The organism is Pseudomonas costantinii (genome assembly GCF_001870435.1).
Classification (GTDB): Bacteria; Pseudomonadota; Gammaproteobacteria; order Pseudomonadales; family Pseudomonadaceae; genus Aquipseudomonas; species Aquipseudomonas costantinii.
In genome coordinates, this window is sequence record NZ_MDDR01000004.1 from 109,070 (window position 1) to 121,925 (window position 12,856).

7 protein-coding genes are annotated in these 12,856 nt (G+C 60.6%); 5 read left to right on the top strand and 2 right to left on the bottom strand.

Annotated elements, in window-relative coordinates; genetic code table 11:
• Positions 1-11 precede the first annotated feature (11 nt).
• Positions 12-884, bottom strand: coding sequence for a DMT family transporter (locus tag BFL40_RS01910; protein WP_071482817.1), 873 nt, complete (start codon positions 882-884; stop codon positions 12-14).
• Between the two features lie 97 nt (positions 885-981).
• Here BFL40_RS01910 and BFL40_RS01915 point away from each other — a divergent pair, with 97 nt between their 5' ends.
• From BFL40_RS01915 to BFL40_RS01925, 3 genes are all read left to right on the top strand, one after another.
• Complete coding sequence (locus BFL40_RS01915; RefSeq protein ID WP_071482818.1) at positions 982-1,770, top strand: AraC family transcriptional regulator; 789 nt, start codon at positions 982-984, stop codon at positions 1,768-1,770.
• 72 nt (positions 1,771-1,842) lie between these two features.
• Complete coding sequence (locus BFL40_RS01920) at positions 1,843-2,145, top strand: PsiF family protein (protein WP_071482819.1); 303 nt, start codon at positions 1,843-1,845, stop codon at positions 2,143-2,145.
• Between the two features lie 112 nt (positions 2,146-2,257).
• Positions 2,258-3,271: an AI-2E family transporter gene (locus tag BFL40_RS01925; RefSeq protein WP_071482820.1), complete on the top strand. Its 1,014-nt coding sequence runs from the start codon at positions 2,258-2,260 to the stop codon at positions 3,269-3,271.
• A 63-nt stretch (positions 3,272-3,334) separates the two neighbouring features.
• Here the strand turns inward: BFL40_RS01925 and BFL40_RS01930 are convergent, their stop codons facing one another.
• Positions 3,335-4,585, bottom strand: coding sequence for an Hsp70 family protein (locus BFL40_RS01930; RefSeq protein WP_071482821.1), 1,251 nt, complete (start codon positions 4,583-4,585; stop codon positions 3,335-3,337).
• A gap of 239 nt (positions 4,586-4,824) precedes the next feature.
• Here BFL40_RS01930 and BFL40_RS01935 point away from each other — a divergent pair, with 239 nt between their 5' ends.
• Positions 4,825-5,763 carry a DnaJ C-terminal domain-containing protein gene (locus BFL40_RS01935; protein ID WP_071482822.1) on the top strand — a complete coding sequence of 313 codons (939 nt, stop codon included), beginning with the start codon at positions 4,825-4,827 and terminating at the stop codon, positions 5,761-5,763.
• 83 nt (positions 5,764-5,846) lie between these two features.
• Positions 5,847-12,797, top strand: coding sequence for an NEL-type E3 ubiquitin ligase domain-containing protein (locus BFL40_RS01940; RefSeq protein ID WP_071482823.1), 6,951 nt, complete (start codon positions 5,847-5,849; stop codon positions 12,795-12,797).
• Positions 12,798-12,856 lie beyond the last annotated feature (59 nt).

Consider the following 12,856-nt stretch of genomic DNA (forward strand, 5'->3'; position numbering starts at 1 on the left):
CGGGCAGTTTTTCACTGGCGTACCGGCGTGGTCCAGCGCTCCGACAAGATCACCCCGCCCAAGGTCAGCAGGCCACCTACCAGGTGATACGGGGCCAGCTCTTCCTTCAACACCACCGCCGCAATCAGCGCGGTAATCAACGGCAGCAGGTTGAAAAACAGTGTGGTGCGGCTTGGCCCCAGGGTTTTCACCGAGTGCATCCAGGCCAGCGGCGCGAGCATCGAAGCCAGCAAGCACGCGTACAACACCAGCGGAATATTCGCCCAACCCAGACCCGCTTTCGCCGAAAACAAAAACAATGGAAACAGCACCACCACCGCCACCAGTATCTGCAAATACAGCAATACCAAGGGTGGCAGGCGCAATTGCCATTTTTTCAGCAGGGTGCTGTAGACCGCGTAGGCCAGGGTGGCGACCAGCATCATGGCATCGCCCAGGTTGACTCCGTGTTGCAGCAACGCGCCGAGGCTACCGGCCGACACCACCACGACCACGCCTGCGAATGACAGCACTGCGCCGGTCAACGCGCCAAAGGTCAGGCGTTGGCCGAGGCTGATGATCGCCGCCGTCAGCGCCATCAAGGGCATCAACGACAGGATGATGCCCATGTTGGTCGCGGTGGTGACCGTCGCCGCGTAGTAGGCCAGGCTTTGATACACCGCCATGCCCAGCACGCCGAGGATGAAGATCTTGCCCAGGTTCGGGCGGATCAGCGCCCAATTGGCAATCACCGGTTTGAGCATGAACGGGGTAAACAGCAGCGCCGCCAGTAACCAGCGGTAAAAGCCTATTTCAGCGGGGAAGATCGCACCCACGGCCAGTTTGTTGATGACGGTGTTGCCGGCCCAGATAAAGATGGCCAACAAGGGATACGCATATTGCATCGAAAGAAACCAAGTGTGTTGATGAGGCGGGATTATCCCCTGTCTGGATAGAAGCCTATACTGCGATCCAGACAAACGACCTTTGTATCCAGACAATATGCCCAGACACACCGTACGCCTTGCGGATTTCCCCAGCCTGCCGAGCCCGGTCTACTTCCGTTACTCTGATTTCGCCCCTAACACCGAGTGCACGCCGCACCGGCATTTCTGGGGCTCGCTGGACTACTCGGCCAGTGGCGTGATGCGCATGGAAGTGGCCGGCAACCGCTTTATGTCGCCGCCGCAGTACGCGGTATGGATCCCACCGAATACCGAGCACAGCTCCTACAACGCCCAAGCGATTGTCTACCGCTCGGTGGGCCTGGCCCCTGAACTCTGCGAACAACTGCCGCAGATGCCGTGCACCCTGGCGATCAGCGAAATCCTCAAGGCCATCCTTAGTGACTTCGCTCAGCGTGATGTCAACATCCCGCAGACCGAGGCGGATATTCGCCTGGCCCAGGTGCTCGTGGACCAACTCAAGCAGGCGCCGATTCACGATTGCTTCCTGCCTTACGCCCGTCATCCCGGGCTACTCGGCGTGCTGGAGGGCATGCAGGCCGAGCCGGGCGACAACCGGCCTCTGGCGCAATGGGCGGCGCAGGTGCATGTGAGCGAACGCACCCTGGCACGCCAGTTTGTGCGGGAGCTGGGCATGAGCTTTGGCGAATGGCGCCAGCGCCTGCGCTACCTTGCGGCCATCGAGGCGCTCGACAGTGAACGCAGCGTTCAGCATGTGGCATTTGACCTGGGCTACAGCACCGCCTCGGCCTTTATCGCCATGTTCCAGCGCCATGCCGGCTGCACCCCGGAGCAGTACCGTCGGTCGAATATACGCAGTCGGTGAAGATGTAACAGGCTTTGGCTACACTGCTGCGTAGGCCGCGCCCCTTTGGCACGGTAACAGGGAGAAAACTCCATGAAGATGCTGCGTATTCCGCTGTTGATGATGGGACTGTTGTTGTGTTCCCAAGGCTTTGCCGCCACCGCCCAGCAAAACAAAATGACCACCTGCAATGCTGAGGCCACCACCAAGACGCTCAAAGGTGATGACCGTAAGGCTTTCATGAGTACGTGCCTCAAGGCGGCTCCTGCGGCCAACGACGCCAAGACCCTGACCCCGCAGCAACAGAAGATGAAAGACTGCAATGCCACGGCGAAAACCCAAGCGCTGGCCGGCGATGCGCGTAAGACTTTTATGAGCACCTGCCTGAAGAAATAATAGCCCCAGGCCATAGAAGGCTGCGACACTCGCACACAGCCCCCCCTGCTGCAGGAGCAAGCAACCTTGCTCCTGCAGCAACATCCTTTAACGCCGTTCGTTTTGAGGCTGTATGCCAACGTTTTCTCAGCGTCACGTGTTGTTGCTGGTCAGTTGCGTCATCATTTTCGGTGGATTATTGCTGGTCCTGCCGCTGAAGCTGCTGCCCAGCCTGCTGGCCGGTCTGCTGGTGTATGAACTGGTCAATATGCTCACCCCGCAGTTGCAGCGCCTGATTGAAGGTCGGCGCGCGCGTTGGCTGGCGGTGGCGTTGCTCGGCACCTTGATCGTCAGCGTGCTGGCCCTGATCTTTGCCGGCGCCATCAGCTTCCTGCTCCACGAAGCGGAAAATCCCGGGGCCTCTCTCGACAAATTCATGGTTGTGGTCGACCGCGCGCGCGGCCAACTGCCGCCGTTCCTTGACGCCTACCTGCCCGCCAGTGCCGCCGAATTTCGCGTGGCCATCGGCGACTGGCTGAGCAAGCACCTGAGCGAACTGCAACTGGTGGGCAAAGACGCCGCCCACATGTTCGTCACCCTGCTGATCGGTATGGTGTTGGGCGCGATCATCGCCCTGCAACGCGTGCCCGACCTGACCAAGCGCAAACCCTTGGCCGCTGCCCTGTTCGACCGCCTGCACCTGCTGGTCCAGGCCTTTCGCAACATCGTGTTCGCCCAGATCAAGATTGCCGCCCTCAACACGGCCTTCACCGCCGTGTTCCTGGCCGTGGTGCTGCCGTTGTGCGGGATTCACCTGCCGCTGACCAAAACCCTGATCGTGCTGACATTCCTGCTGGGCCTGCTGCCGGTGATCGGCAACTTGATGTCCAACACGCTGATCACCATCGTCGCGCTGTCGCTGTCGATCTGGGTGGCGGTGGCGTCGCTGGGGTATTTGATCGTGATCCACAAGGTCGAGTACTTCCTCAACGCGCGGATTGTGGGGGGGCAGATCAGTGCCAAGTCGTGGGAGTTGCTCCTGGCGATGCTGGTGTTTGAAGCCGCGTTCGGCTTGCCTGGCGTGGTGGCGGGGCCGATTTACTATGCGTATCTGAAGAGTGAGCTGAAGCTCGGCGGGATGGTTTAAGTCTTTTACTGCCTGTGCCGACACTATCGCGGGCAAGCCCGCGATAGTGTCGTAAGCTAAAACTCAGCTGCCGTAGCGCTTGCTGGCCTCAATCGCCAACCCGCTACCAATACTGCCAAAGATGTTCCCTTCAACATGCCGCGCGTTCGGCAACATCGCCGAAATGCTATGGCGCAGCGCCGGAATCCCGCTGGAACCACCGGTGAAGAACACCGTGTCCACCTGCGCCACACTTACCGAGGCGTCATTGAGCAACTGCGTCACACTGCCTCGCACACGTTCCAGCAAGGCATCGATTGCCGACTCAAACAGCGTCCGACTCAATTCAACGCTCAACCCTGGCTCAACCCGGTCCAGAAGCACATGGCGGCTGTCTTCATGGGTCAGTTGGATCTTGGTTTCTTCGACTTCCATGGCCAACCAGTGCCCGGCGCGCTGTTCGATCAACTTGAACAGGCGGTCGATGCCGCCGGTGTCTTCGATGTCATAACGCATGCTGCCCAGTGCCAGCTGGGATTTTTGCGAGTACACCGAGTTGATGGTGTGCCAGGTGGCGAGGTTCATGTGGTGGCTGGTGGGCATGTAGGCGCCGCTTTTCATGCGGCTGCCGTAGCCGAACAGCGGCATCATGCCTTGCAGGCTGAGCTGTTTGTCGAAGTCGGTACCGCCGATGTGCACACCGCCGGTGGCGAGGATGTCGTCGTGGCGGTTNGGGGACAGGCGCACCAGGGAGAAGTCTGAAGTACCACCGCCGATGTCGACGATCAGTACCAGCTCTTCTTTCTGGATGGTGGATTCGTAGTCGAAGGCCGCAGCGATTGGTTCGTACTGGAACGAGATGTCCTTGAAGCCGATCTTGCGGGCCACGTCGACCAGAGTATTTTCGGCTTCCTGGTCGGCCATCGGGTCGTCATCGACGAAAAACACCGGGCGGCCCAGTACCACTTCTTCGAACTCACGGCCGGCGTTAGCTTCCGCGCGGCTCTTGAGTTGGCCGATAAACAGTGCCAGCAGGTCGGTGAAGGGCATTGCGGTGCCGAGCACGCTGGTGTCGTGCTTGATCAGCTTGGAACCCAGCAGGCTCTTGAGCGAGCGCATCAGCCGGCCTTCGTAGTTCTCCAGGTACTCGTGCAGTGCCAGGCGACCGTAAACCGGGCGGCGCTCCTCGAAGTTGAAGAACACCACCGACGGCAGGGTAATTTTGTCGTCCTCCAGCGCGATAAGCGTTTCCATGCCGGGACGGATCCAGCCGACGGTGGAGTTGGACGTGCCAAAGTCGATGCCACAGGCACGGGCTGGGGATGGGTTTTCCATGTCTATCGGGTTCCGGTTGAAAAACGGCCGCGCAGTGTATGCCAGTCGAAGGCGGATGCGTAGGCCGACCATCCGTTAAATCATGCTTGAAACCTGGCGATTCGCCCCCACATCTGCTGCATACGGCAAGCGCCGATAAATACTTTGACGCACCCCCAGGCCACAAGACTCAACAGGTGCAAAGCAGCGCACGTTGTGCCCCGGGCTGTGCGATCTCGATAAAGGATGGTGAACCGCCGATGGATTTCAAAGATTACTACAAGATTCTGGGTGTCGAGGACACGGCCGATGACAAGGAAATCAAGGCCGCCTATCGCAAGCTCGCACGCAAATATCACCCGGATGTAAGCAAGGAAAAAGACGCCGAAGAAAAATTCAAAGACGCGTCCGAAGCCTATGAGGCGCTTAAAAGCGCCGACAAGCGCGCCGAGTACGACGAGCTGCGCAAATACGGCCAGCATGGCCAGCCGTTCCAGGGACCACCGGGCTGGCAGAGCCGTGGCGGTTACGGCGGTAGCCAGGACACGGGCGATTTCTCGGACTTCTTCAGCTCGATCTTCGGCTCGCGCGGCGACGCGTTTGGCGGCGGTCAGCGCCGACCTACCGGGCGCAAGGGCCAGGACGTGGAAATGCAGTTGACCGTGGCGCTGGAAGAGACGCTGTCCACGGAGTCCAAGCAGATCAGCTTCCAGGTGCCGCAATACGACGCCTCGGGTCGGCATGTCAGCAACACCACCAAGAGCCTGAATGTGAAGATCCCCGCCGGTGTAGCCGACGGTGAGCGCATCCGCCTCAAAGGCCAGGGCGCGCCAGGCATTGGCGGTGGGGCCAATGGTGATCTGTATCTGATCATCAAGTTTGCGCCGCACGCCAAGTTTGAAGTGGAAGGCGAAAACCTGGTGATTACCTTGCCGCTGGCGCCGTGGGAATTGGCGTTGGGTGCGGAGATCGCCGTTCCGACCCTCACCGGCAAGATCAACCTCAAGGTGCCGGCCGGCAGCCAGAACGGCCAGCGCATGCGTGCCAAGGGCCATGGCTTGCTGAACAAGGCCGGGCAACGTGGCTTCCTGTATGTACAGCTCAAGGCGGTGATGCCAAAGCACGCCGACGACGAAACCATCGCCTTGTGGCAAGAGCTGGCGCAGAAAGCCGCGTTTAACCCACGCGAAAACTTCTGAGCCCAGTGCTACTGGCAACTATCTACCGCTGATAGCGTTCTCGGGCATGGTGTGCTGACTCTCCATTTCACAGGAGAGGCACCATGCCCGAGACTCCCGCTACACCCCCCGTTTCCCGCAGCATTCATGCACCGCTGATTGAGCAATCCCTGCCGGCGTGGGCGACTGCCGCCACCGCGCTGCGACGGGCGCAGTTCAAACAAGCCAATGCCCCCTTGCCGGACTGGTATCGGCAGGCCACGCTGGTGCAGCGCCAGGCCCTGGGCGACGCTGCTGTCGCCGGCTTCAGTGCACAGACGCGTCTGGACAAAGCCGTCGCTACCGTCCAAGACATCGACGCTTTCGCCGAACCCCTGCTGGTGAAGGCATTGCAAGACACGTTCAATGTGCAACTGGATGTGCACAAGACCCTGCTGTGCCTGCGAAAACCTGTGGACGTGGGCGTGTTCCATATTGAAATCAGCAGTTTCGAGGTGTTGCGCCTGCCGCTGTTGCAAGCGGCGTTGCACAACTTCGAGGAAGCGGAAAGTGAGCACGATGCGTTTCATGTGTCTTCAGGTTTTATTGGCGAAACCGCACCCGGCAAAGAGGGCGCCATCAGCACGACGCTGACCGTGACGGGGTTCATCCGGTTGTGTCGAACACTGGATATCGGCGCTCTGTACCAGGCTTATCTCAAGGCGTTTTTTTACCCGGAAGACGGCGTGACGCAGCAGGTGCTTCGTCTCAAGTTCGTGGCCGCGCAAAAGACGGCGCTGGCGGCCGCTGCGCAACTGGCACTGTTGAAAAAAGATATTGAACCTGATGATTACGCCATGATCCTTTCGGTGATCAATGGCAACAATCACCCGCAGGTCGGGGGCAGGCCGGTATGGTTTCGTGACCTGAGCTTGATGAAACATCGCATGACCGGCTGCGTAGTCTTCGTCATTTGCGAGAAATACCGCTACACCAACGATCTGATCCTCTACATCCCTAACGATCCTTTCGCCCCTCTCAAGCGCCATACGTGGACCACGCTCGACGCCCTGTTCAAACAGCGCTTCACCACCCGTGAGGCGAACGACCCAACTGATGGCAACCCAAGCAGTTACCAGCGGTTTTTCTCCCAGTTTTTCGCCTATGGCGATCGCCCCGACTATTTTGATCGGCTCACCGAAGACGGGCCGCAAACGTCGGCCATCCGATCCGGATCTCCGTTCGTTTCATTGATCAATCAGATGCTCAATGGCATCAACCCGTTCAGCGCGGTCACCAGTATCAATCAGTTGCCGCCCGGCCCGCCGCCCGTGAAAGTTCCCGACCCCGACCCCTATCTGGCGCCCAGTGCGATGCTGCGCAAGGGCCACGGAATTTGGGCAGACAACATCGACCTGTGGGACTACCTGTTCGACCGCCATCGCGAGCAACTCGTGGCCGACGCGCGCAGCCATGCCGTGCCGACCGCAGATGTGGACGCCCGGGTGCGCTCGGAAAAGCTCGCGCACCTGCTCAACATCGGCATGCTGGTGCTCAATGCCGTGGCCATGCTGGTCCCCGTGCTGGGCGAGGTGATGATGGGGGTGATGGCCAGCCAACTGTTGTACGAAACGTTCGAAGGCACCCTCGAGTGGGCCGAGGGCGACCGCAAGGCGGCCAAGGCGCACTTGGTGGATGTGGCGGAAAATCTGGCGCTGTTGGTGGTCATGGCCGGTGCGGGCAAGGGGCTGGCCAAGTTGGTGTCGGTCAAGCCAGCGCCGCTGATCGAGGCTCTGGAACCTGTGACTTCTGCGGACGGTAAGACGCGTTTGTGGAAGGCTGGCCTGGAGCCCTATGAGAGCCCGGTGGTGCTCAAGGCCGACACCCGGCCCAACGAGCTTGGCCAGTTCCGGCAAGACGGCAAGACCTACATCCGCCAGGCCGGCAAGGTTTATGAAAAGACCTGGGATGAATCCGCCCAGCGCTGGCGCATCCGGCACCCGTCCGATACCCAAGCCTATCAGCCGCTGCTCAGCCATAACGGCGCCGGCGCCTGGCGTCATGTGTTGGAGAAGCCGCTGAGCTGGGATCGCCTGACACTGCTACGACGGATGGGGCATGTCACCGAATCCTTCAGCGGTGAGCAATTGTTGAATATCGCCGACATCAGCGGTGTGGATGACAATGCCCTGCGCAAGATGCACATGGACAACGCACCGCCACCTGCGGCGCTGAGCGATACCTTGCGCCTGTTCGAGGCCGATCAGGGCGTGGCGAAAGTCATCGCGCAGGTGCAGAGCGGCCAGGCACTCGATGAACACGCGTTATACCTCTTGCCATTGGTGACCGAGATGCCGCGCTGGCCCCAGGGCCGAATGCTGGAGGTGTTCGATGCGGGCTCGACGCTCAAATACGGCGTTAGACCTCAGGTACCCCGTGCACTGCGTAAACCGACGATCCGCGTCAGCCGCGCCGATGTCCTGAACGGGCATTTGCCTGCGCGCATCCTGGCGGCGTTGGATGAAACAGAAATCGTCCGGTTTTTGGGCGGTGAGCCCGCACGGGTGCACGCAGAACGACCTGGGGAGTTCAGCAAGCAGATCGCCGATTACGCCCGCACCCGCCAGCCCGCGTTGTTTGAAAGTCTCTATCAGGGCAGCGGGCCCAAAGACCCGCTGGTCGCCAGGCTGCAACGCCTGTATCCGGGGTTGGGCGAGCAGGCTGCGCAAGCGGTCCTGGCCGATGCCGACGCGACGCAATTGGCCCACCTGCAAGCGACGGGGCGCGTTCCCCTGCCTCTGCAGGAGCACGCCCGTTGGCAGGTCAAGCAAGGGCGGCTGCGCCACGCATTTGCAGGCTTGTACATGGAAAATATCGCCTCGGCGTCCAGCCGGCGTCTGGCCTTGCATACGTTGGCCGAGTTACCGGGGTGGCCGAACAGCTTGCGCCTGGAAGTGCGCGAAGGACACATCGAGGGGCCGCTCCTGGATGCGGTCGGCAGTGACGCCGGTGCAACCCGCAAATACCTGGTGAAGAAAGGCCCGTTTTTCCAGGCATTCAATGAGCGGGGGGAAGCACTCAACAACCTGCCGCGCCACGGTGACAATTTCTACGCCTCGATCATGCATGCGCTGCCCGATGAAGCCCGGCGGTCCCTAGGGGTTCCCGAGGTGGGCCAAAGCCTGATGTTGCGACGCTCAATCACCGACCATGCGACAAGCCATCCTCTGGCGTCACAACGCATCGTCGAAGGCGCGCAGCGACGTCCGCGCTGGTTCAAACCGCCGCGGCGCTTGTCGAAGACACAGGTTGGCTACCCAGCCAGCGGCCGTGGAGAGGGGGTGGCGCCCTCACTGGTCAGTCGGGTGCAGGCGGTGTATCCGTCGCTGACCGAGGGCGAGGCCAACGGCTTTGTTTTTCGTCGAATGCTGGCAGGTGATACTGACCAACAGATTGTCAACATGCTCAACAACCGCTTGCGCGAATGGCAGAGCCTGGAAGGCACCCTTGATCGGTGGGCGACCGAGGGTACGGCGCAACCTCGTCGCAATCTGTTTGCGGTCCTCAGCGGCAGGCAGCAGGCGGCCCAAGCACTCAAGAACAGCTGGCGCAACTCGCCGTTGGCGGAGCTGCCCGAGCGCGCCCAACTTAGTCTGTACTGCGATGCGCCGTTGCCTGTGCTTGAGGCGGACTTTTCCCATGTGCGCACGTTAAGCATCGGCGGAGAGGGTTTCACCGCGGCCAGTGTTGCGCAGGCGTTCAGGTATTTCCCTGAAGTGGAAAACCTCACACTCATCGTAAACCACCCGGGGCTGCGCAACGTGCCAGGAGCAATGAGCCAGTTGCCCAAGCTCAAGCGTCTGACGGTCGCGTCCAGTTTCGCCTGCGATGCCGAGCAAGTTGCCCACGTGGAACGTCTGACCCAGTTGGAAACCTTGACACTGGACGGCATGCTGGAGGCCGGCCGCGTGCTGGATGTCAGCCGAATGCGGCAGTTGCGCAGCCTGATCTTGAGCCGTACTTACCAACCGATGTGGCCCACGGGGGTATTGGATCTTCCCTTGCTGGAACGCCTGGACCTTCGGGGTACGGGCATTCGGACTCTGCCGCCGCAGATGTTCGAGGCGGGCAACGAGCGGCTGTGGAAGGGCTTGTCGCTGGATTGGTCGCAGTTCGCCCCCGATGACTTTCGACAGGCTTATGACTACGTCACCCGTCACCCCGAACACCTGTTGGACCGCGAGGAAATGGTCCGCGACTATTGCAAAGGCGGCCTGTTACGCCTGCTCAGCCCTGGCAGCGTTGCGGGTGACCTGACTCTGCGCACGAGACAATCGGACATGTTGTTGCAGGCGTTTCTCGAACGTTGGCCTGATGCGTCGGCCAGGTTTGAGGCCATCGAGGCGCTGTCCGCGCAATACCAGAGGTTGACCCAGCCGCTGAAGGCCTGGAGAGCGGGCGGCGAGCCAGGCGTGGAGTTCATGCACCGGTACAACATTGTCGGCAGCCTCGAAGCTTGTTGGTACAACGGCGTGATGCAGCGCTACGGGCTGACAGGATATGCATCGACGCTGGACCTGTCGTCCGTGGCACTGAGCGAGCTTCCTCCACTCCCCGAACAAGGTTTTGAGCATATTCAGGTGCTGACCCTCAAAGGTTTGCGCGTTCCCGAGCAACAGCTGGGCGGGTTCTTTAACCGCTTCAGCGGGCTGCAAACCCTGAACCTGAGTGACTGCGCCTTGACCCAGTTACCGATGTCTTCGAGGCCCTGGGCAGCACTTGAGCACTTGGACCTGAGTCATAACCCGCTCAACAGCCTGGACGTCAGTACGATGCCTCGTCTTCAGGCGTTGGGCCTTAGTCACTGCACCTTGCAAACATTGCCCGTGGGCGTGGAGAGTCTGACGGACCTGACCTGGCTCGACCTGCGCCATACCCAACTGGTCAGCTTGCCCGAGACTGCACTGGCCAGCGATACCGTGATGTTCAGTGCCAATCTGTATGGCACGCCCTTGAACGAGGTGACACGCACCGCATTGGCTGCGGCGTTGCGCCGGGTCGAGCAGGCCCGGGGGCTGTCTACCGGTACTCTGGGGCGCTTCGCTCTGGACGCCATCCCGGAACAGTTCCCTCCCGCCGAAACCGCGCTGTCGATCTCCCGTCAGTTATTGCCGTTGCCCGCGCCGGTGGCGCTTGAGAGCACGCTGGAGCAGCACCTTGCTCGGTTGATGCCCACGCTGCAGGAACATGAGTTGCAGGCGTGGGTCGCCCGGATGCGTAGCGAAGGGCTTGCTGATGACGTGCTTACAACTCGCCTCAATGGGTGGAATCAGCAGTTCGACGCGCTGACTCGGCGCTTGAATGACTGGCTGTTCATGCGTGAAGCGCATGGTACCCAATGGGCCGTGTCGTCGCAGAGCCGGGGGCAGGCCGCCTTACGGATCGTCGAATCCTGGCGCGCCGGGTTGAGGGCGACTGAAGGGGTTGAGGGCGTTCTTGACCTGGAAGGTCTGCAATTGGGCGACCTGCCTGAACCGCCCGTGCGGTTTGATCACGTCGCGACCTTAAACCTGGCCGGGGCCAGAATTTCCGAAGACGGCTCCAACGGTTTCCTGCGCGCTTTTGGTCAACTGCGTACGCTGAACCTCAACAGCAACCTGCTGGCTGAACTGCCTGCGGCTGTCGGCGGCATGGGCCACTTGGAGCGCCTGGACTTGGCGGGCAACCTCTTTTCCGACCCGCAACCGCTTCTAGGCCCCTTGCAGAGGTTGGCGCAATTGCAACGGCTCGACCTGAGTCAGAACCGGCTGCCGGCATTCTCGATCAATCGATTGCCGCAACTGCGCGCGTTGGATCTGAGCAGTAACAGCCTGGAAGACTGGCCGGAGGGCACGCTGCAATCGAGGAACCTGCACACCCTCAACTTGAGCAACAACAGCATTACCACGATACCCGCCGAAGCCCTCGACGGCACCCACGACGCCTTGATGACGGGTGTAGACCTGTCCGACAACGTTGAGCTGTCGCGCGAAAGCCTGGAGCAGCTTCAGCAATACGCTGCCGGACGGGAACCAGGGAGGATATTGGGCATCAGGCGCTCGGATATCGATGATCTGCTTGCAGAGCCGAACACCGATAGCGAAGACAGCGACATTGAGCCCGACGAAGAGCTGCCTGACCCTGCGCCGTCGGATCAGCAAAGCGCGGCCTGGCTGGAGGGGATGCCCCCTGATCAGGTGGCTGAGCATCGCAGGCTCTGGGCGCAACTGGAGAATGAGCCGGATAACGCCGCGTTCTTTCACCTGCTGTCGCGCCTTCAGGACACCGAAGAATACCGGCTGGCTCGTGCTGACCTGACGCGTCGGGTGTGGCAGGTGGTGAAGGCGGCGAACGACGACAGCGAATTGCGCCAGACGTTGTTCGCCATGTCCACTACCCATGGCACCTGCGTCGACGGGCGCATGCTGACTTTCAGCAATCTGGAAATCAAGGTGTTCGAGCATGACGTCCTGCTGGATATTGACCCTGCCCGTCTTGATCTGAAAGGCCCGGCCTTGCTGAAACTGTCCCGCCAGCTGTTTCGCCTGGACAAGATTGAAACTCTGGCCAACCAGGCAGCACGACCGGGCGCCGATGTGGCGGAGGTGCGCCTTTCCTATCGGATTGGTGCGCGCGAAGCGCTGGAGTTGCCCGCGCAGCCTGCCTTCATGCGCTTTGCCAGACCGATCCGGGGGCCTGTGCTGGAGCAAACGATCCAGGCCGTGCAGCGCGCGGAAAGTTCCGAGGCGTTTTACGAGTTCCTGATCCACTTGGATTACTGGACCGATTACCTCAAGGAAAAGTACCTGCAAGAGTTCGCCACATTGGAGCAACGCCGCACACAAAGGCTTGAACAGATCGAAGGCACCGACTATGCCTCTACACAGCTCTACGCCGAAGCTTTGAACATGCTCGACGTCGACCAGCAGATCGAGCGAAACCAACTGCTGATTACCTTGTCGCAACGCGAGACCGGTGAGGGCGCGACCATTTCGCGCGACGCGAACCAGCCCGGTCCTTCCCAAGACCGGACATAACGACCGGTGATAGATAGTTAGGCTTTTTTCGCCGCGCCATTCCATAGGCTGATGAATTC

What these genes read in the sequence shown, in the direction of transcription:
- BFL40_RS01910 (WP_071482817.1), bottom strand. Translation starts at nt 884, where the DNA reads ATGCAATATGCGTATCCCTTGTTGGCCATCTTTATCTGGGCCGGCAAC.
- BFL40_RS01915 (WP_071482818.1), top strand. Translation starts at nt 982, where the DNA reads ATGCCCAGACACACCGTACGCCTTGCGGATTTCCCCAGCCTGCCGAGC.
- BFL40_RS01920 (WP_071482819.1), top strand. Translation starts at nt 1,843, where the DNA reads ATGAAGATGCTGCGTATTCCGCTGTTGATGATGGGACTGTTGTTGTGT.
- BFL40_RS01925 (WP_071482820.1), top strand. Translation starts at nt 2,258, where the DNA reads ATGCCAACGTTTTCTCAGCGTCACGTGTTGTTGCTGGTCAGTTGCGTC.
- BFL40_RS01935 (WP_071482822.1), top strand. Translation starts at nt 4,825, where the DNA reads ATGGATTTCAAAGATTACTACAAGATTCTGGGTGTCGAGGACACGGCC.
- BFL40_RS01940 (WP_071482823.1), top strand. Translation starts at nt 5,847, where the DNA reads ATGCCCGAGACTCCCGCTACACCCCCCGTTTCCCGCAGCATTCATGCA.